Genomic DNA, 19,857 nt, shown 5'->3' on the forward strand with positions numbered 1-19,857 from the left:
ACCCTCCGCAAGACCAGCCAAGAGCCCGCCCATGTCCGTTCCGGCGCTGCGCCTTTCCGGTGTTTCCCGTGTCTTCCACGAAGCCGACCGCAAGCTTGAAATCCTGAAAGGCGCCGACCTGACGCTGGACGGTGGCCAGATGGTGGCGCTTGTCGCGCCCTCCGGCACCGGCAAGTCCACGCTGCTGCATCTGGCCGGCCTGCTGGAGCGTCCCGATGAGGGCGAGGTCTATGTGGGCGGCAAGGCCTGCAGCGCCATGAGCGATGATGAGCGCACGGCCATCCGGCGCAATGACATCGGCTTCGTCTACCAGTTCCACCATCTCCTGCCCGAATTCACGGCGCTGGAGAATGTGATGATGCCGCAGATGATCCGCACGCTGCCGAAGAAGGTTGCGGCGGAGCGGGCGGCGCAGCTGCTCGACTACATGCGCCTTGGCGAGCGCGGCAGCCATCACCCGTCCGAGCTTTCCGGCGGTGAGCAGCAGCGTGTTGCCATCGCCCGTGCGGTCGCCAACGCGCCGCGTCTGCTGCTGCTGGACGAGCCGACCGGCAACCTCGATCCGGAAACGGCTGCCTATGTGTTCGATGCGCTCTATGCGCTGGTCCGGGCTTCCGGCGTCGCCGCGCTCTTTGCCACCCACAACATGGATCTGGCCGGGCGCATGGACCGGGTCATCACCTTGCGCGACGGCAAGGTGGTGGATCTCTGACGTTTGCCTCTGAGGCAGTTCCTGCGGCGCCTCCGGTTCGTGAGGGCCGGTAAGTCCGGTTTTGCCTGGCTCTCTAAGAGAGAGCTCTGTTCATAGTCTGTTCACTATGGCTGATGCTTTTCGCCCGCTCCCTCCGGAGCGGGCTTTTTTGGTCTTGAAAGGTGAACGGGAAGAGAACAAAATAGATACATATTGAGCTTCTAGCTCAGATGACTTGGTCCAAGAGGAGGTATCCATGACCTTTTTCGCAAGAGACGTCGCAGCCTTCGGTTCGCTGGTCATTTTCGTTGCCACCATCGCCGTCTGGGGCGAGGTGCTGTTCGCCGTGCACTGATCCTGCCATCTGATGCTGGCAAAGCGTTGCTCCAGCATCGGCAGTGAAGGAAAGACGTGGCCGCGGCCTTCTGCGGTCATCCAAAGAAAACAGGCGCTGCCATGGCGCATTTCCCGCTTCCTGCAGCCTGCGGGGCTCGACAGGGCAAGGGCTGAGCGTTCATGGTAGGGGACACAGTTTCAAGGGCTGGCGCTTGCGGGTGCCGGCTGCCGGCAGGCCGGTTTCCGGTTGCCTGAAAGTGAAGTCCCATGTCTGCAAATCCCGGTTTCGTTCACCTGCGCGTCCATTCGGCCCTGTCGCTGCTGGAAGGCGCGCTGCCGATCAAGAAGCTGCTCGACCTGGCCAAGGCCGACGCGCAGCCGGCGCTGGCGATCACCGACACGGGCAACCTGTTCGGTGCGCAGGAGTTCGCCGGCAAGGCCTGGGGCTCCGGCATTCAGCCCATCATCGGCTGCCAGATCTCCGTCGCCTTTGACGAGGAGGGCGGCGATGACCGCCGGGGTGATCCGGCGCTGTTTGACGTGGTTCTGCTGGCCATGAGCGAACGCGGCTACGGCAACCTGATGGAGCTGACGAGCCGGGCCTTCCTCGACACGCCCACGGGCCAGCTGCCGCATGTGCCGCAGGCCTATCTCGAATCGCATGCGGAAGGGATCATTCTCCTGACCGGCGGCGCGAGAGGCCCCATCGGCAAGGCGCTGCTGACCGGCAACCGCACGCTGGCGCAGGCGCGGCTTTCCCGGCTGGCGAAATCCTTCGACGGGCGCTGCTACGTGGAGCTTCAGCGCCACGGCATGGCCGACGAACGGCGCACGGAATCCGGGTTCATCGATCTGGCCTATGACATGGGCCTGCCGCTGGTCGCCACCAACGAGGCATTCTTCCCCAAGCGCGAGGACTATGAAGCCCATGACGCGCTGATCGCCATTTCCGAAGGCCGGGTGATCTCGGACGAGGAACGCCGCCGCCTGACGCCGGAGCATTATTTCAAGTCCCGGCAGGAGATGATCGAGCTGTTTGCCGATCTGCCGGAGGCGGTGGAGAACACCGTCGAGATTGCGCTGCGCTGCCATTACCGGCCGCTGAAGCGCAACCCGATCCTGCCGCGCTTTGCCGGTGCCGATGCAGACCCGGAGGAGGCCGAACAGGCCGAGTCGGCCGAATTGAAGCGCCAGTCCCGCGAAGGCCTTGCCGAGCGTCTGCGCGTCCACGGCCTTGCCGATGGGCTGACGGAAAAGGACTACTGGGACCGGCTTGAGTTCGAGCTGTCGATCATCGAGCGGATGAAGTTCCCCGGCTACTTCCTGATCGTGGCCGACTTCATCAAATGGGCCAAGGCCCATGACATTCCGGTGGGGCCAGGCCGTGGTTCGGGTGCAGGCTCTCTGGTGGCCTGGGCGCTGACCATCACCGATCTCGACCCCATGCGCTTCTCGCTGCTGTTCGAGCGCTTCCTCAACCCGGAACGTGTGTCGATGCCGGACTTCGACATCGACTTCTGCCAGAACCGGCGCGAAGAAGTGATCCGCTATGTGCAGGAGAAATATGGCCGCAGCCAGGTGGCGCAGATCATCACCTTCGGTTCGCTGCAGGCCCGCGCCGTGCTGCGCGACGTGGGGCGTGTCTTGCAGATGCCCTATGGTCAGGTGGACCGGCTGTGCAAGCTGGTGCCTGCCAATCCGGCGAACCCCGTAACGCTGGCGCAGGCCATTGCCGACGAGCCGCGCCTGCGCGAAGCGGCGCGCGAGGAAGAGGTGGTCGAGCGCCTTCTGGAAATGGCGCAGAAGCTGGAAGGGCTGTACCGCCACGCCTCCACCCACGCCGCCGGTGTGGTGATCGGCGACCGTCCGCTGGAACAGCTGGTGCCGCTCTACCGCGATCCGCGCTCCGACATGCCGGTGGCGCAGTTCAACATGAAGATGGTGGAAGAAGCCGGGCTGGTGAAGTTCGACTTCCTCGGCCTCAAGACGCTGACCGTCATCGACACGGCGCTGAAATTGATCGCGCGCAAGGGCGTCCATATCAAGATCGAGGAAGTGCCGCTGGACGACGAGAAGACCTACCGTCTTCTGGCCGCCGGTGAAACGGTGGGCGTGTTCCAGCTGGAAAGCCAGGGCATGCGCCGCGCCATTGCGGGCATGAAGCCGGACCGTTTCGAGGACATCATCGCGCTGGTGGCGCTGTACCGTCCGGGCCCGATGGAGAACATCCCGGTCTATAACTCGGTCAAGCATGGCGAGCTGGAGCCCGATTACCTGCATCCGCTGCTGGAACCGATCCTGAAGGAGACGAATGGCATCATCGTCTATCAGGAGCAGGTGATGCAGATCGCCCAGGTGCTCTCCGGCTACTCGCTCGGCGAAGCTGACCTTCTGCGCCGCGCCATGGGCAAGAAGATTGCTGCCGAGATGGAGGTGCAGCGCGCCCGTTTCGTTGACGGTGCGGTGGAGCGCGGCGTCGACAAGGATCAGGCCGGCACGATCTTCGACCTTGTGGCCAAGTTCGCCAACTACGGCTTCAACAAGTCGCACGCGGCTGCCTATGCGCTCGTTTCCTATCACACGGCCTGGCTCAAGGCGAACCACCCGGTGGAGTTCATGGCCGCGTCCATGACGCTGGATCTGGGCAACACTGACAAGCTGGGCGATTTCCGCCAGGAAGCCCGGCGCATGCGGATCGAGGTGATGCCGCCGTCGATCAACCGCTCCATGGTGCATTTCGACGTGGACGAGGGCCGCATCGTCTATGCCATGGGCGCCATCAAGGGCGTGGGTGAGCAGGCGGTGCAGCATATCGTGGACGCACGCGGTGACCGGCCATTCCGCAGCCTCAGCGACTTTGCCAGCCGCATTTCGCCGAAGTTCCTCAACAAGAGAACGCTGGAAAGCCTTGTCAACGCAGGGGCATTCGACTGTATCGAGCCGAACCGTGCCCGGGTGTTCGAGGGGCTGGACCGCGTCATGGGGCTGGCGCAGCGCACCGAATCCAACGCAACCCTTGGCCAGAACGACATGTTCGGCGGGGCAGGGGCTGAGGAAGAACTGCAGCTGCCGGAGGTGAACGGCTGGCTGCCGGGCGAGCGGCTGCAGCGCGAACATGCGGCCATCGGCTTCTATCTGTCGTCCCATCCGCTCGATGAATATGCGCCGCTGCTGGAGCGCATGCGGGTGCAGATGTGGGCGCAGTTCTCCGAGGCGGTGAAGCGCGGTGCGTCGGCCGGGCGCCTTGCCGGAACCGTGATCTCCAAGCAGGAGCGCAAGACCAAGTCCGGCAACCGCATGGGCATCGTGCGTTTCTCTGATCCCACCGGCCAGTTCGAGGCGCTGCTCTTCTCCGAGAAGCTCGCCCAGTTCCGTGATGTGCTGGAAGTCGGCAAGTCGATGGTGGTGCTGGTCAACGCCGACATGCGCGATGACGAGCCCTCCATCCGCATCGAGCAGGTGGATCCGGTGGAGGTGATGGCTGCCCGCGTGCAGAAGAGCCTGCGCGTCTTCCTGCGCGACCCGCGCCCGCTCAAGAGCCTGTCGCGCCACCTTGGCGTCAAGGGCGAGGGGGAGGTGAACGTGGTCGTGCTGCTGGACGAGGGCAAGCGCGAGGTGGAAGTCCGTCTTCCGGGCCGCTACCGCCTGTCGCCGGAAATCGCCGGTGCGCTGAAGGCCGTGCCGGGCGTCACGGACGTGCAACTGGCCTGATCCTGCACCGGAAAACGGCGGGCGAGGCTGTTAAAACCTGTCATTTGCGCTTGTCATGGCGCGGATGCGCGCATATAAGGCGCCCATTCCACACACGGGGGAAGGCTTTGGCTTGTCCATTTGCCGTTCCGGTGTCTGCTTCAGCCTCAGGCTCCTGCTGCACGCTCCCCGTGGAGGTTCAACCGGAAAAATATGGAGTTCAGGGCCATGGCATTGCCCGATTTCACCATGCGTCAGCTGCTCGAAGCTGGTGTTCACTTTGGTCACCAGAAGCACCGCTGGAACCCGCGCATGGCGCCGTACATCTTCGGCGTTCGCAACGACATCCACATCATGGATCTCGGCCAGACTGTTCCGCTGCTGCACCAGGCTCTCAAGGCCGTCAGCGACACCGTTGCCAAGGGCGGCCGTGTTCTGATCGTCGGCACCAAGCGTCAGGCTCAGGAAGCTGTTGCCGAATCCGCACGCAACTGCGCGCAGTATTTCGTCAACGCCCGCTGGCTCGGCGGCATGCTGACCAACTGGAAGACCATTTCCGGTTCGATCCAGCGCCTGCGCAAGCTCGAAGAGACCCTGTCCACGGACACCTCGGGCCTGACCAAGAAGGAAAAGCTGTTCATGGACCGCGAGCGCGAGAAGCTCGAGCGGAACCTGGGCGGCATCAAGGACATGGGCGGCCTGCCGGATCTGATCTTCGTGATCGACACCAACCGTGAAGCCATCGCCATCCAGGAAGCCCGCCGTCTGGGCATCCCGGTCGCCGCGATCCTCGACTCGAACTGCTCGCCGGAAGGCATCACCTATCCGGTCCCGGGCAACGACGACGCCGGCCGTGCGATTGCGCTGTACTGCGACCTGATCGCCCGTGCAGCTCTCGACGGCATTTCCCGCGCCCAGGGTGGCATGGGCATCGACGTCGGTGCTTCCGAGTCCGCTCCGGTCGAGCCGGCTCTCGACGCTGAAGAAGAATCGGCTGACGCCTGATTCTGTTGCAGGTGCGGCGCCCGGCGCCGCACCTGTTCTGACCCTGGCAGCGGCCTCATGGCTGCGCCGTTTTGAGGTCAGGCGCGGCAATGCCGCTGACGGAGGCCCCTCTTGCGGGAACCGTCATAAAGGCGCGGTTGGCCATGGGCTAAACCGTGCGAAGCTTTAACTCCGATTCACGAGGCTACCATGAGCATTACCGCAGGAATGGTGAAGGATCTGCGCGAGAAGACCGGCGCAGGCATGATGGACTGCAAGGCTGCTCTGACCGAAACCAACGGTGACATGGAAGCAGCGATCGACTGGCTGCGTGCCAAGGGTCTCGCCAAGGCTGCCAAGAAGGCCGGCCGCGTGGCTGCCGAAGGCCTGGTTGGCGTTGCATCCAAGGGCACGACCGCTGCCGTCATCGAGCTGAACTCCGAAACCGACTTCGTGGCCCGTAACGACGGCTTCCAGGCTCTGGTGCGCGATGTCGCCGCCGTTGCCCTGACCGCAGGCGGTGATGTCGAGGCGATTTCCGCTGCCGGCTACCCGGGCTCCGACAAGTCCGTTGACGCATCCATCAAGGATGCCATCGCCACCATCGGCGAGAACATGACCCTGCGCCGCGCAGCCGTCCTGTCCGTCAACGACGGCGTTGTCTCTACCTATGTCCACAGCGCCATTTCCGATGGCCTCGGCAAGATCGGCGTGCTCGTCGCGCTTGAGTCGGCCGGCGACAAGGACAAGCTGAACGCTCTGGGCCGCCAGATCGCCATGCACATTGCCGCCACCAGCCCGCTGTCGCTGAACGTCGACCAGCTGGACCCGGCCGTTGTGGAGCGTGAGCGCGCCGTGTTCATCGAGCAGGCCCGCGAATCCGGCAAGCCGGACAACATCATCGAGAAGATGGTCGAAGGCCGTATCCGCAAGTTCTACGAGGAAGTCACCCTCGTGAAGCAGGCTTTCGTCATCGACCCGGACAAGACCGTCGAGCAGGCTGTTGAGGCTCTCGGCAAGGAACTTGGCACCGCAGTCACGCTCTCCGGCTTCGTCCGCTTCGCTCTCGGCGAGGGGATCGAGAAGGAAGAGACGGACTTCGCGGCAGAGGTCGCCGCGGCGGCCGGCCACTAAGCCCAGAGGGCGCCGGATCAAACCGGCGCCTTTTTTTTGACAGCCCTTTTTTCACGATCATTGAACCGGAAGGTATGCCCATGTCCAAACCGCTGCGCTGGCGCCGTGTGCTTCTGAAACTCTCGGGCGAGGCCCTGATGGGCAGCCAGTCCTTCGGCATCGATCCGGCAGTGGTCGAGCGGATCGCGCTTGAGATTGCCAGTGCGGTGAAGCTGGGTGCGCAGGTGGGTGTGGTGATCGGCGGCGGCAACATCTTCCGCGGCGTGGCTGTTGCGGCCAAGGGCGGCAACCGCGTCACCGGTGACCACATGGGCATGCTGGCGACGGTCATGAACAGCCTGACCGTGGCCGACGCCCTGCGCCGCCACGACATTCCGGCCCGCGTGCTTTCGGCCGTGCCGGTGCCCTCCATCTGCGAAACCTTCACCCAGCGCGGTGCCGAGCGCTACATGGAAGACGGCGACGTGATCGTCTTCGCCGGCGGCACGGGCAACCCGTTCTTCACCACCGATTCCGGTGCGGCGCTGCGTGCTGCCGAGATGAAGTGCGATGCCTTCCTGAAGGGCACGCAGGTGAACGGCATCTATTCGGAAGATCCGAAGATCAATCCGGATGCGGAGCGCTACACCGAACTGACCTATGAGGACGTGATCACCCGCAACCTCAAGGTCATGGACACGACGGCCATTGCGCTCGCCCGTGACAACAAGATCCCCGTGATCGTGTTCTCGATCCACACCCCCGGCGCTCTGGTGAGCGTTCTGGAAGAGCGCGGCCTCTACACGGTCGTCAGCTGATTTTCCGAAGGACGGGGGGCTTTTCCGGCCTTCCCGGCATCAGGAAAAGCAGAGTGGCGGAATGCGGCTTGCGCATCCGCCTGTCTCCTGCTTATTCAGGGGCTCTGCCTGAGTTGGTCTTGTCTTTCGGCGAGACTGTGCCATGTTTGCGCCGCGCCAGCAAAGCGTGAGCCAACGAAAAACAAAGCGAGGAAGTTATGCCGGTTGAAGGTGTCGATCTCAAAGATCTCGAGCGTCGTATGCAGGGCGCACTTGGTGTTCTGAAGACCGAACTTGCGGGCCTTCGCACCGGCCGTGCTTCCTCCAGCATGCTGGATGCCATCGTCGTCAACGCCTATGGCCAGTCCATGCCGATCAACCAGGTTGGCACCGTCTCCGTGCCGGAGCCGCGCATGGTCGCGATCCAGGTCTGGGACAAGGGCATGGTCAGCGCCGTCGAAAAGGCGATTCGCGAATCCAGCCTTGGCCTCAACCCGGTGATCGATGGCCAGCTGCTGCGCCTGCCGATCCCGGAGCTGAACGCCGAGCGCCGCCAGGAGCTGATCAAGGTCGCGCACAAATATGCCGAGGCCGCCAAGGTCGCCATCCGTCACGTGCGCCGCGACGGCATGGACATCATCAAGAAGCTGGAGAAGGATGGCGGCATCAGCCAGGATGACGCCCGTGTTGCTTCCGATGACGTGCAGAAGCTGACCGACGCCCGCATTGCCGAGGCCGACAGCATGCTGGAAAAGAAGCAGCAGGAAATCTCCCAGGTCTGAGGATCTGAAAGGGGGCTGGTTCTGTGCCTGCCCCCGCCAGCCTGGAAGTGTGCCCCGGGGGACTTGATGACCAGCCGACCTGAAACTGGCTCCAGCGTGACAGGCCCCGCTCCCGGCGGTGCCGCCGCGCCGCGCCATGTCGCCATCATCATGGATGGCAATGGCCGCTGGGCTCAGGCACGCGGGCTGCCCCGCACCGAAGGGCACCGCCATGGGCTGGAAGCGCTGCGCAAGATCATCCGCCATGCGTCGTCGCGCGGAGTCGATTTCATCACGCTCTACAGTTTCTCCTCCGAAAACTGGCGCCGTCCGCCCACCGAAGTCAGCTTTCTCATGTCGCTGCTGCGCCGTTTCGTGCAGCGCGATCTGAGCGAGCTGCACAAGGCCAATTGCCGGGTGCGCATCATCGGCGAGCGTGAAGGGCTGGATCCGGGCATCCGCAGCCTGCTTGAAGAAAGCGAGCGGGTGACGGCAGCCAACACCGGCATGACCGTTGTCATCGCCTTCAATTATGGCTCGCGCGATGAAATCACCCGTGCGGTGCGCAAGCTCACGCAGCTATATCTGGCGGAGGGGCGTGATCCTTCGGCCATTACCGATGCGGAGATTTCGGCCAATCTCGATACGGCCGGTATCCCTGACCCTGATCTCATCATCCGCACCAGCGGCGAGCTGCGCCTGTCCAACTTCCTGATGTGGCAGGCGGCCTATGCCGAATTCTATTTCACGCCGGTTCTGTGGCCCGATTTCGGGCCTGAGGAGTTTGACGCGGCGCTTGCCTCCTTCTGCGAGCGTGAGCGGCGCTTTGGCGGCGTGACCGCTACGGGATCCTGATCATGGCCGGGGGGGCAAATGGCAACAGCGGAACCGGCGGTCCGGCCGGGCCGATGGCGGACCTGAAACTGCGGTTCATTTCCGCGCTGATTCTGGGGCCGCTCGTGCTTCTCATCGCCTGGCGGGGCGGCGAGGCATTCTTTGCGCTGGCGCTGCTTGGCTGCGCGCTGTTCCTGAAGGAGTGGCTGGCGATTGTCGGGGCGCGGCCGGCCGGCCTGCCTGCACTGGCCGGCTTTGCAACGCTTCTGGCCGTCGCGGGGCTGATCTACGCAGGGCATGAGCTGTGGGCCCTTGCCGCGCTGGCCGCCGGTGCGGGACTCAGCATCTTGTCGGCCCGGGCCGGGAAGACTGGTTTCTGGACGGCTGAGGGCATTCTCTATTCCAGTCTCGCTCTCGGGGCGCTGATGCTGCTGCGCCGCGGCAGCGAGGGCGAGCTGCACATCTTCTTCCTGCTGGCGGTCGTCTGGGTGACCGATGTCGCCGCCTATTTCACCGGGCGCAAGCTCGGGGGCCCGAAGCTCTGGCCGCGCGTTTCGCCGAAGAAGACCTGGTCCGGCGCCATCGGCGGTCTTGTCTTCGGTGCGCTTGGCGGCCTCGGTGTTGTTGCGGTTCTGGGGCAGGGCGGCACGCTTTCCTGGTTTGCCTTCGGTCTTGCGGTTTCCGCTGTATCGCAGGGGGGCGACCTGCTGGAATCGGCGATCAAACGGCGCTTTGGCGTCAAGGATTCCGGGCGTCTCATTCCCGGCCATGGCGGTATCATGGACCGGATCGACGGGCTGGTGGCGGCTGCCATCTTCGCCGTGCTGTGCGGGCTGCTCTTCGGCGGCAGTCTTGCCGATCCGATGTCCGGCATCGGTTTTCAGTAAGTTCAGGAGCCTGGGTGGTTGGCTGTGGTGAGTGAGGCAGAGAAGGGCCGGGACGCTTCGGCAGGGCTTGAGGCAATGCTGGCAGGGCGGACTGCGCCGCTGCGGCTGGTCATTCTCGGGGCCACCGGCTCCATCGGCCGCAACACGCTCGATCTCGTTGCCCGTTATCCGGAGCATTTCGAGATTGCGGCCCTTGTGGCCGGTCAGGATGCGGCCGGGCTTGCGGAACTTGCCCGTCAGACCGGTGCCGGTTTTGCCGCTCTCGCCGATCCTTCAAAAGGCGAAGAGCTGGCCGCGTATCTCGCGGGAACTGGGATTGCCTGCGGTGCCGGTGAAGCTGCGGTGATCGAGGCCGCCCTTCAGCCATCGGATATGGTGATGGCGGCTATTGTCGGCGCTGCCGGCCTACGCCCCACCTTTGCAGCGCTTGAAGCGGGCCGCACCATCGCTCTGGCCAACAAGGAATGTCTCGTCTGCGCCGGTGATCTCTTCATGGCCGCCGCAGGGCGGGCAGGGGCTACGGTGCTGCCGGTTGATTCGGAGCACAATGCCATCTTCCAGGTGCTGGAGAGCCGCAATCTGGCGGAAGTGGAAAAGATCATCCTCACCGCTTCGGGCGGTCCGTTCCGCACCTTGTCCCTCTCCGAAATGGCGCATGTTTCGCCTCAACAGGCATTGAAACATCCCAACTGGAGCATGGGCAGCCGTATCACCATCGACAGCGCCACCTTGATGAACAAGGGGCTGGAGGTGATCGAGGCCTCGCATCTCTTCTCGCTGCGCCACGATCAGATCGAGATTCTGGTGCATCCGCAATCGGCTATCCACGGAATGGTTCAATATACCGATGGCTCACTGCTGGCACAGCTGGGACCGGCCGACATGCGCACGCCCATCGCTCACTGCCTTGCCTGGCCCGCCCGCATGCCGGTGCCGGGGGCACGGCTCGACCTTGCAAAGCTCGGCTCGCTGACCTTCGAAGCTCCGGATATCAAGCGGTTTCCGGCGCTTGGCCTTGCACTGGATGCCATGCGGGCAGGGGGCTGCGCACCGGCTGCGCTGAACGCGGCGGACGAAGTGGCGGTTGCTGCATTCCTGTCCGGGCAGATCGGCTTTACGGGCATTGCCGGGCTGGTTGGGGCGGTGCTCGACAGGCTGGCGGCTGGGCAGGATCTTGCCCCGGCGGCAGACATCGATTCCATCCTGGCGCTTGATATGCAGGCGCGGGCGGTGGCTCACGAATTGCTGAACCGCTTTGCATTGACCTGACCGCCGCCAGGAGGGAGGTTTTCCCCGCCGCATTTGGCGCTCGGGACTAATTTCCGCCATACATCTGGCATCACCTTGGCTGGATGGCTATCTTCCGGGCAGGAAAGGGGCGAAACATGACCGCCTCGCTACCCGCGTCTTGCGCAAGTTCAGGATAGGTGAATGGATCTTCTCGCAGCCCTGTCGTCCCAGCCGGTGCTCACCCTGCCAGCCTTCCTGTTCGTGCTGACGGTTGTCGTTTTTTTTCATGAGCTTGGCCATTTTGCGGTGGCCCGCTGGTGTGGCGTGGACGTGGAGGCCTTCTCCATCGGCTTTGGCCGTGAGCTGATCGGCTTCAATGACCGCAAGGGCACACGCTGGAAACTCTGCCTCATACCGCTGGGCGGTTATGTGAAATTCTCCGGCGATGAGAATGCGGCCAGTGTGCCTGATCACGAAAAGGTGGCGGCCATGAGCGAGGCGCAGCGGGCAGGGGCTTTCATGGCCAAGCCTGTCTGGCAGCGTGCGGCCGTGGTTGCCGCCGGCCCGGTCGCCAATTTCATCCTCGCCATCGTCATCTTCGCCTTCATTTTCGGCGCTTTTGGCCGTGTCGTTTCAACGCCGCTGGTTGGCGAAGTGCAGCCGGAAAGTGCGGCTGCGGAGGCAGGGCTTCAGCCCGGAGATCTGATCACTGCGGTCAACGGGACTCCGATCGAGACCTTTGCCGAGTTGCAGCGCATCGTCAGCGTCAGTGCCGGTGTGCCGCTGCGGCTGGAGGTCGAGCGGCAGGGGCAATTGACGGACCTGACCGTGACGCCGCAGCTGCGCGAGCTGAAGGACGACTTCGGCAATGTGCAGCGTATCGGTCTTCTGGGGGTGTCGCGGACCGTGCAGGAAGGCGACCGGATCCAGAAAACTTATGGTCCTGCCGCTGCAGTGAAAGAGGGTGTTAACGAAACATGGTTCGTTATGGTGCGGACCGTGGAGTATATCGGCAAGGTCGTGCGCGGACGCGAACCGGCTGACCAGCTTGGCGGCCCGATCCGCATCGCGGAAGTGGCCGGTCAGGTGGCGACGCTTGGCTTCATTCCGCTGCTGCAGCTTGCCGCAGTGCTTTCGGTCAGCATTGGCCTGCTCAATCTGATGCCGGTGCCGATGCTGGATGGGGGACATCTGGTTTATTATGCTGCGGAAGCTGTCAGAGGGCGGCCGCTCAGTGAGAAAGCGCAGGAATTCGGCTTCCGCATCGGCCTCACGCTGGTGCTGATGCTCATGGTTTTTGCGACCTGGAATGACCTGTCACGTCTTGTTGGCCGCTGGCTGCCTGCGTGACATGCCCGCAACGCATTCAAATGAAATCTGTTTCGTGTGAATCGTGCGGTTGCGTATTCGGCAAAAGGATGTAAAACCAAGGCCGGATGCTGAGAATCTGACTATGATCCTTCGGGATCAGTTTTGTAAAAAAGGCATAGCTCGAATATGCAGCGACTGCGGAAAATCTCCCGCGCCGTGATTTTGTCGGCGCCGCTCCTTGTCACCGGCGGGATGCTGCCTGACCCGTTCGGGTCGTTTGTTTCCACTGCGGAGGCAGCCGTTGCGGGTTCCATCGTCGTGCGTGGCAACACGCGCATCGAGGCCGAAACCGTCGCGAGCTACATGACCATCAAGCGGGGGCAGCAGTATTCTGCGGCCGATATCGACGAATCGCTCAAGGCGCTGTTTGCGACGGGGCTGTTCGAAGATGTCCGTATCGCGCAACAAGGCGGCACTGTGGTCGTCACGGTGGTGGAAAATCCGGTCATCTCGCGTGTGTCCTTCGAGGGCAACAGGCGTCTGAGCGCGGAGACCCTCAAGGGCGTCGTGCGCACCACCGAGCGCTCCATGCTGAGCCGCAGCAGGGTGCAGAGCGACGTTCAGAACATTCTGGAAGCATACCGCCGCTCGGGCCGTTACCGCGCCTCGGTTGATCCCAAGACCATCGACCGTGGCAATGGCCGCGTCGATCTGGTGTTCGAGATCAATGAAGGCGAAAAGACCGGCGTCGAGCGCATCAGCTTCGTTGGTAACAAGAACTTCAGTGACCGCCGCCTGCGCGATGTGATCCGCACGCGTGAAAGTGGTCTGCTGAGCTGGCTGCGCAGCTCCGACACCTATGATCCGGACCGTCTTGCCGCGGATCAGGAACTGCTGCGTCAGTACTATTATCAGAATGGTTATGCTGATTTCCGGATCATTGCTGCCAGTGCCGACCTCGATCGTGAGCAGAACGTCTTCTATGTGACCTTCACGATTGACGAGGGCGAGAAGTACCAGATTGGTAGTGTGGAAGTTCAGAGCTCCCTGTCGTCGATCGACCCCGAGAGCCTGAGGTCCTATGTGCGCACCAGCACCGGTGATACCTATAACTCCCGCCGCGTTGAGCAGTCTCTGGAAGACCTGACGCTGCAGGTGTCCAGGGAAGGCTATGCCTTTGCCGAGGTGCGCCCGCGTGCCCTGCGCAACTACGAGACCAAGACGATTGATCTCGTCTACAACATCGAGGAAGGCCCGCGCGCCTATGTCGAGCGGATCAACATCCGCGGCAACGATCGGACGCGTGAATATGTCATCCGCCGCGAATTCGATCTGGCGGAAGGCGATGCCTTCAACCGTGTTCTCATGGACAAGGCCGAGCGCCGCCTGAAGAACCTTGGCTTCTTCAAGGAAGTGCGCATCACCACCGAGCGTGGCAGCTCGCCCGACCGCGTTATCATCAACGTGGATGTGGAAGAGCAGGCAACCGGTGAAGTGTCGTTCGGTATCGGTTACTCGACCACCGATGGCGTGATCGGCGATGTTTCCATCAGCGAAAAGAACTTCCTCGGCCGCGGCCAGTATGTGAAGCTTGGCGTTGGTGGCGGCAAGAGCACCCAGTCCTACGAGTTCGCTTTCCAGGAGCCGTTCTTCCTGGGCCGCCGTATTGCTCTGGATCTCGAAGCCTATCGCCGTGTTTCGAAGAACAATGACTACCGCAGCTATGATGAAGAGATCACCGGTGGTGGTTTCGGCTTCACTCTGCCGCTGCGTGAGGATGAGCTTTCTCTGAAGCTGTTCTACAACATTTACCAGACCAAGATTAAGGATCCGAAGAACCTTGCCACCAATCTGGCAACCTGTTCGCGGAACGTTGATCTCTCCCCGGCTGTTTGTGACGCACTCGGTTCGTATCTGACGTCGCTGGCTGGTTACGCGCTGATCTACAACACGCTCGATAACAACCTGAACCCGTCGAACGGCCTTTACGGCAAGTTCCAGCAGGAATTCGCAGGTATCGGCGGTGACACGCAGTTCATGCGCTCGACCGTTGAAGGCCGCGCTTACCGGGAGATCTTCCCGGATGCCGGGATCGTCGGTAACGTCACGCTGCGTGCCGGTCATATCCAGGGCTTCGGCAGCAAGCGTCTGCGCATCTCCGATCAGTTCATGATGGGCGGTGAGCTGGTGCGCGGCTTCCAGAGCCAGGGTATTGGTCCGCGTGATCGCAAGACCGGTGATGCCATCGGCGGCCGTTTCTACGTGGCTGGTACTGTGGAAGCGACCTTCCCGTTCCCGGTCATTCCGGAAGAGTTCGGCTTGAGCGGTGCGGTCTTCGCCGATGCCGGTTCGCTGTGGGATGCCGACGACAAGCTGATCAAGGCTGTGGGCACCAACGGCGTGAACAGCAACAGCTTCAAGGTGCGCGCTTCGGTGGGTGCCGGTATCCGCTGGCAGTCGCCCTTCGGCCCGCTGCGCATGGACTTTGCCGTGCCGGTCGTCAAGGAAACAGGCGACAAGACCCAGGTGTTCCGTCTCGGTGGCGGCACCCGGTTCTGAGCCGGAGAAGCATCAATTCAACGGCCGCCGCATCAAACGGCGGCCGTTTTCTTTTGTAGTCAGAACATCTTGCGGGAGACAGTTCATGTCCGATCCCATCTTCTTCCCGCCCATGGCCGAGATGCCGCTTGAGCGGATCGTGGCCCTGTCCGGCGGCGAGCTTCAGCGCGGTGACCCGGCTCTTCTGATCAGCAAGGTGGCACCGCTTGAGGATGCGGAGCCGGGTGCGCTGGTTTTCTTCGATAATGTGAAGTATCTCGCTGAGCTCGGCAGCACACGGGCAAGTGCCTGCATCGTTGCGCCGAAGCATGTGGCCAAGGTGCCGGAGGAGGTGGCTGTCATCGTCTGCAAGGATCCGTACAGAGCCTGGGCGCTTGTGCTGGCCGGTCTGTTTCCTGCGGCCATGCAGCCGGAGCCCTTTTATGGCGAGACACGGATTTCGGAGCGGGCAACCGTGCATCCGGCAGCCGTCATTGAAGAGGGCGCCGTCATCGAGCCGGGCGCCGTCATCGGTGAGGGCGCCGAAGTTGGTGCGGGCTCTCATATTGGCCCCAATGCCGTCATCGGCTGCAATGTGCGTGTCGGCCGGGAGTGCCGGATCGGCGCCAATGCCGTGCTGCAGCACGCCCTGCTTGGCAACCGGGTCATTCTTCATCCGGGCGTCTGTGTCGGGCAGGATGGTTTCGGTTATGCCATGGGTCTTGGCGGGCATCTGAAGGTGCCGCAGATCGGCCGTGTCATCATTCAGGACGACGTGGAGATCGGGGCAAACACCACAATTGACCGCGGTGCCAACCGTGACACGGTGATTGGTGAAGGCACCAAGATCGACAATCAGGTCCAGGTTGGCCACAACGTCGTTATCGGCCGCCACTGCGTGATCGTTTCGCAGGTCGGGCTTTCCGGAAGTTCGACCCTGGCCGACTATGTGGCCATTGGCGGACAGTCCGGTGTGGCCGGCCACGTGGAAATCGGCATGGGCGCGCAGATCGCTGCGGTCAGCGTCGTCAATGACGCGGTTCCGGCAGGCGGGCGCTATGGCGGCGTGCCCGCCAAACCGGTGAAACAGTGGTTCCGTGAAATTACGGCACTGAAAAAACTGGCAGAACGTGGATCTGACGCCTGACAGGCGCGTTCTACTGCGATAAACAGCAGCAAATGACAGTTTCCCTGCAAGAGGGCGATGGATATGGAAGAACAGAAGACAACGCTCAACGCTGCCGACATCATGCGCGTGATGGAGCTCCTGCCGCACCGCTATCCGTTCCTGATGATCGACAGGATCATCGAGATGAACGGTGATGAATCCTGCATCGGCATCAAGAATGTCACGATCAACGAGCCGCATTTCCAGGGGCATTTTCCGGCTCATCCGGTGATGCCGGGCGTTCTGCTGATCGAGGCGATGGCGCAGACGGCCGGTGCCCTGTGCGTCAACTCCCTGAGCACCGACGACACGCCGCAGCTCGTCTATCTCATGACCGTCGACAAGGCCAAGTTCCGCAAGCCGGTGATGCCGGGCGATCAGGTCGAATTCCATGTGAAGAAGATCCGTAACCGCCTGAACATCTGGAAATTTGAGGCGATTGCCAAGGTGGATGGCGCTAAGGTCGCTGAAGCTGAAATCAGCGCCATGATCGTCGACGCCTGAGGAAATCATGTCCCACATTCATCCCTCCGCAATCATTGAAGACGGTGCGTCTCTCGGTGACGGGGCTCGCATCGGGCCTTTCTGCCACGTGGGCAAGGATGTGGTGCTGGGCGATGGTGTCGAGCTGAAGTCGCATGTGGCCGTTGCCGGATCCACCCGGATCGGTGCGCGCACGGTCATCTTCCCCTTTGCCTCCATCGGCCATCAGGCCCAGGATCTCAAGTTCAAGGGCGAACACGCGACGCTGAGCGTCGGTGAGGACTGCATCATCCGGGAAGGCGTGACGATGAACGCCGGAACGGAAGGGGGCGGTTCTTCCACCACCATCGGCAACCGTTGCGCTTTCCTTGCGAACTCTCACGTCGGCCATGACAGCCATCTGGGGGATGGCTGCGTGCTGTCCAACAATGTGATGATTGCCGGCCACGTCGAAGTGGGCAGCCACGTCATTTTCGGCGGCGGATCGGCCGTCATCCAGTTCACCCGCATTGGCGACCACGCCTTTGTTGGTGGCCTGGCGGGCCTCGAGAATGATCTCATTCCCTATGGCATGGTCACCGGCAACCGGGCGCGGCTTGGCGGTCTCAATCTCGTCGGCCTGAAGCGGCGCAACTTCCCGCGTGAGCAGATCCATGCCCTGCGAGCCGCCTACCGCGAGCTGTTCGAGAGCGAGGAAGGCACGCTGCGTGACCGCGCCCAGAAGATTGCCGCCAGTATGACGGACCAGCCGCTGGTGAAGCAGGTGACGGATTTCATCCTTGTCGAGGGTGAGCGCCGCTTCTGCACGCCGCGTGGCCCTGCGGGCGATGCCTGACATGACTGCCGCCAGCGATGCCGGAAAGACCGGGACCTCCACAGGATGTCTCGGTATCATCGCGGGCGGCGGCCGTCTGCCGGGGCTTATTCTGGCCGACCTGCAGGCCCGGGGCGAGCCCGTGCATCTTGTCGCCATCAAAGGCGAGGCCGAGCCGGAGCTTGCGGCCCAGGCCGATATCGAGCTGGGCTGGGGCCAGATCGGACAGCTGTTCAAGAGCCTCAAACAGGCACACTGCGACCGGGTGCTGCTGATTGGCGGCATCACCAAGAGGCCGGATTTCACCTCCGTCATGGGCGATCTTGGCACCATGCGCCGCCTGCCGGCCATCCTCAAGGCGATGATTGGCGGCGATGACAGTCTTCTGACCCGTGTGATCGGCATCTTTGAAGCCGAAGGCCTCAAGGCCGTTGGCGTGCGCGATGTGGCGCCTGCGCTGCTGGCGCGGGAAGGCCTGCTGGCAGGCAGGATGCCTGAAAGCGAAGCTCAGGCCGATATGGCGCTGGCCTACAAGGCGGTGCAAAGGCTGGGTGAACTGGATATCGGCCAGGCCGCTGTCGCCATTGGCGGGCGTGTGATCGCGCTGGAAGGGGCTGAAGGCACCGATGCGATGCTGGCGCGCTGCGCCGAGCTGCGGCGCATTGGCCGGGTCAAGACCAAGGGTGCGGCAGGTGTTCTGGTGAAGGCGGCAAAGCCCGGGCAGGACCTTCGGGTGGATCTTCCCACCATTGGCCCGCGCACGGTCGAGCTTGCCAAGGCGGCCGGGCTTGCCGGCATTGCGGTGGAAGCGGGCCATGCGCTGGTGGCCGATGAAGCCGAGACGGCGGCGGCCGCCAAGGCGGGCGGATTGTTTCTCTTCGGCCTGACGCGAAACGGGAGCGATGCAGCATGAACACTGAGGTGATGACCGGCAATCCGGGGCGTCCGCTGAAGGTGTTTCTGGTGGCTGGCGAGGAATCGGGCGATTCTCTTGGCGCCAATCTCATGGCCTCGCTGAAGCAGCTGCACGGCGGCCCGATTGTCTTTGAGGGCGTCGGCGGCGAGCGGATGGCGCATCAGGGGCTGGAGAGCCTCTTTCCGCTGTCCGACATTGCAGTGATGGGCCTGACGGCGGTCTTGAAGCGCCTGCCCACCATCGTCCGGCGCGTCTATCAGGCTGTCGACGCGGCAATTGCCGCCAATCCGGATGTGCTGATCATCATCGACAGCCCGGATTTCACGCATAATGTCGCCAAGCGGGTGCGCAAGCGCGCGCCGCATATTCCCATTGTCGATTACGTGTCGCCTTCCGTCTGGGCCTGGCGTCCGGGCCGGGCGAAGAAGATGAGCGTCTATGTGGACCGGCTTCTGGCGCTGCTGCCGTTTGAACCGGCGGCCCACAAGCGCCTCGGCGGCCCGCCCACCTTCTACGTCGGTCATCCGCTGATCGAGAAGGCGGCTCTGCTGCGCCCGGCTGCCGGTGAGCGCAGGCCGGTGGGCGAGGGCGCTCCCGTGCTGCTGCTGCTGCCCGGCAGCCGCCGCAGCGAGGTGGACGCACTGCTGGATGACTTCGGCCAGATCCTGTTGCAGCTTGCCCCGCTTCACCCGGGGCTGGAAGTGCTGCTGCCGGCGGTGCCGCATCTGGCGGACCGCATCACGGAGCGGGTTGCCGGCTGGCCGTTGCCGCCGCAGATCATCCGGGGCGAAGCTGAGAAATTTGCAGCCTTCCGGCGTGCGCATGCTGCACTGGCAGCCTCCGGCACCGTATCGCTGGAACTGGCGGCCTCCGGCGTGCCCATGGCGATCTGCTACCGGCTCGACTGGTTCTACCGCCGCCTGAAGCAGCTGCACAAGATCATGCCGATTGCCAGCGTCTCTTCCATGGTGCTGCCCAACATCATTCTGGAGCGCAATGTGGTGCCGGAATTCCTCGATGAGGAGGTCAATCCGGAGCGCCTTGTGCCCGTCATCTCGAAGCTGTTGAGCGATACGCCCGAGCGGCGCACGCAGGTGGATGCTTTCACGGCGCTCGATGGCATGATGCGCCTGCCGGATGGCCGCTCCCAGAGCGAGGCCGCGGCCCGGATCGTGCTGGATCTCCTCAAGTCGTAATACCAAGGCTTTCGATGCTGACGCATCACGCCTTGAAAAGGCTCAAGCCCGCCTTTTCCTGTTCTGCATGCACATAGCAAAAAGGGCGCCGTCTGGCGCCCTTTCCGT

Annotated in this window: 16 protein-coding genes; all 16 read left to right on the plus strand. The window is 63.0% G+C overall.

What is annotated here, in order from left to right; translation table 11 throughout:
- Window positions 1-31: 31 nt before the first annotated feature.
- The 16 genes from IF10I1_RS14010 (at window position 32) to lpxB (ending at window position 19,749) form a co-directional block, all read left to right on the plus strand.
- Complete coding sequence (locus IF10I1_RS14010; protein ID WP_186393980.1) at window positions 32-712, plus strand: ABC transporter ATP-binding protein; 681 nt, start codon at window positions 32-34, stop codon at window positions 710-712.
- Window positions 713-1,294: 582 nt separating this feature from the next.
- The gene (gene dnaE / locus IF10I1_RS14015) at window positions 1,295-4,738 is read left to right on the plus strand and encodes a DNA polymerase III subunit alpha (protein ID WP_186393294.1); all 3,444 of its coding nucleotides are present in this window, start codon (window positions 1,295-1,297) and stop codon (window positions 4,736-4,738) included.
- A 207-nt stretch (window positions 4,739-4,945) separates the two neighbouring features.
- Entirely contained in the window at window positions 4,946-5,722 is a 777-nt protein-coding gene (gene rpsB / locus IF10I1_RS14020; protein WP_026355731.1) for a 30S ribosomal protein S2, read from the plus strand.
- A gap of 189 nt (window positions 5,723-5,911) precedes the next feature.
- Window positions 5,912-6,835 (plus strand): translation elongation factor Ts, encoded by a 924-nt coding sequence (tsf, locus tag IF10I1_RS14025; protein ID WP_050473214.1) that lies wholly within the window; start codon window positions 5,912-5,914, stop codon window positions 6,833-6,835.
- An 80-nt stretch (window positions 6,836-6,915) separates the two neighbouring features.
- Window positions 6,916-7,632 (plus strand): UMP kinase, encoded by a 717-nt coding sequence (gene pyrH, locus IF10I1_RS14030; protein WP_050473310.1) that lies wholly within the window; start codon window positions 6,916-6,918, stop codon window positions 7,630-7,632.
- Window positions 7,633-7,829: 197 nt separating this feature from the next.
- The gene (gene frr, locus IF10I1_RS14035; protein WP_050473215.1) at window positions 7,830-8,393 is read left to right on the plus strand and encodes a ribosome recycling factor; all 564 of its coding nucleotides are present in this window, start codon (window positions 7,830-7,832) and stop codon (window positions 8,391-8,393) included.
- 66 nt (window positions 8,394-8,459) lie between these two features.
- Entirely contained in the window at window positions 8,460-9,227 is a 768-nt protein-coding gene (locus IF10I1_RS14040) for an isoprenyl transferase (protein ID WP_186393295.1), read from the plus strand.
- A gap of 2 nt (window positions 9,228-9,229) precedes the next feature.
- Entirely contained in the window at window positions 9,230-10,093 is an 864-nt protein-coding gene (locus tag IF10I1_RS14045) for a phosphatidate cytidylyltransferase (RefSeq protein ID WP_244284721.1), read from the plus strand.
- Window positions 10,094-10,168: 75 nt separating this feature from the next.
- Window positions 10,169-11,362 carry a 1-deoxy-D-xylulose-5-phosphate reductoisomerase gene (gene dxr, locus IF10I1_RS14050; RefSeq protein WP_186393982.1) on the plus strand — a complete coding sequence of 398 codons (1,194 nt, stop codon included), beginning with the start codon at window positions 10,169-10,171 and terminating at the stop codon, window positions 11,360-11,362.
- Between the two features lie 162 nt (window positions 11,363-11,524).
- Entirely contained in the window at window positions 11,525-12,673 is a 1,149-nt protein-coding gene (rseP, locus tag IF10I1_RS14055) for an RIP metalloprotease RseP (protein WP_050473217.1), read from the plus strand.
- A gap of 147 nt (window positions 12,674-12,820) precedes the next feature.
- Window positions 12,821-15,193 carry an outer membrane protein assembly factor BamA gene (bamA, locus tag IF10I1_RS14060; RefSeq protein WP_186393296.1) on the plus strand — a complete coding sequence of 791 codons (2,373 nt, stop codon included), beginning with the start codon at window positions 12,821-12,823 and terminating at the stop codon, window positions 15,191-15,193.
- A gap of 85 nt (window positions 15,194-15,278) precedes the next feature.
- On the plus strand, window positions 15,279-16,319 hold the full coding sequence (gene lpxD, locus IF10I1_RS14065; RefSeq protein ID WP_186393297.1) for a UDP-3-O-(3-hydroxymyristoyl)glucosamine N-acyltransferase: 1,041 nt from the start codon (window positions 15,279-15,281) through the stop codon (window positions 16,317-16,319).
- 57 nt (window positions 16,320-16,376) lie between these two features.
- Complete coding sequence (gene fabZ / locus IF10I1_RS14070; protein ID WP_208977450.1) at window positions 16,377-16,844, plus strand: 3-hydroxyacyl-ACP dehydratase FabZ; 468 nt, start codon at window positions 16,377-16,379, stop codon at window positions 16,842-16,844.
- A 7-nt stretch (window positions 16,845-16,851) separates the two neighbouring features.
- Window positions 16,852-17,658: an acyl-ACP--UDP-N-acetylglucosamine O-acyltransferase gene (lpxA, locus tag IF10I1_RS14075; RefSeq protein ID WP_186393298.1), complete on the plus strand. Its 807-nt coding sequence runs from the start codon at window positions 16,852-16,854 to the stop codon at window positions 17,656-17,658.
- 1 nt (window position 17,659) lies between these two features.
- Window positions 17,660-18,550 carry an LpxI family protein gene (locus tag IF10I1_RS14080; protein ID WP_186393299.1) on the plus strand — a complete coding sequence of 297 codons (891 nt, stop codon included), beginning with the start codon at window positions 17,660-17,662 and terminating at the stop codon, window positions 18,548-18,550.
- Complete coding sequence (lpxB, locus tag IF10I1_RS14085; protein WP_094462039.1) at window positions 18,547-19,749, plus strand: lipid-A-disaccharide synthase; 1,203 nt, start codon at window positions 18,547-18,549, stop codon at window positions 19,747-19,749. The genes IF10I1_RS14080 and lpxB overlap by 4 nt, the downstream gene beginning before the upstream one ends.
- Window positions 19,750-19,857 lie beyond the last annotated feature (108 nt).

This window comes from Pannonibacter sp. I15F10I1 (genome assembly GCF_900185665.1).
Taxonomy (GTDB): domain Bacteria; phylum Pseudomonadota; class Alphaproteobacteria; order Rhizobiales; family Stappiaceae; genus Pannonibacter; species Pannonibacter indicus.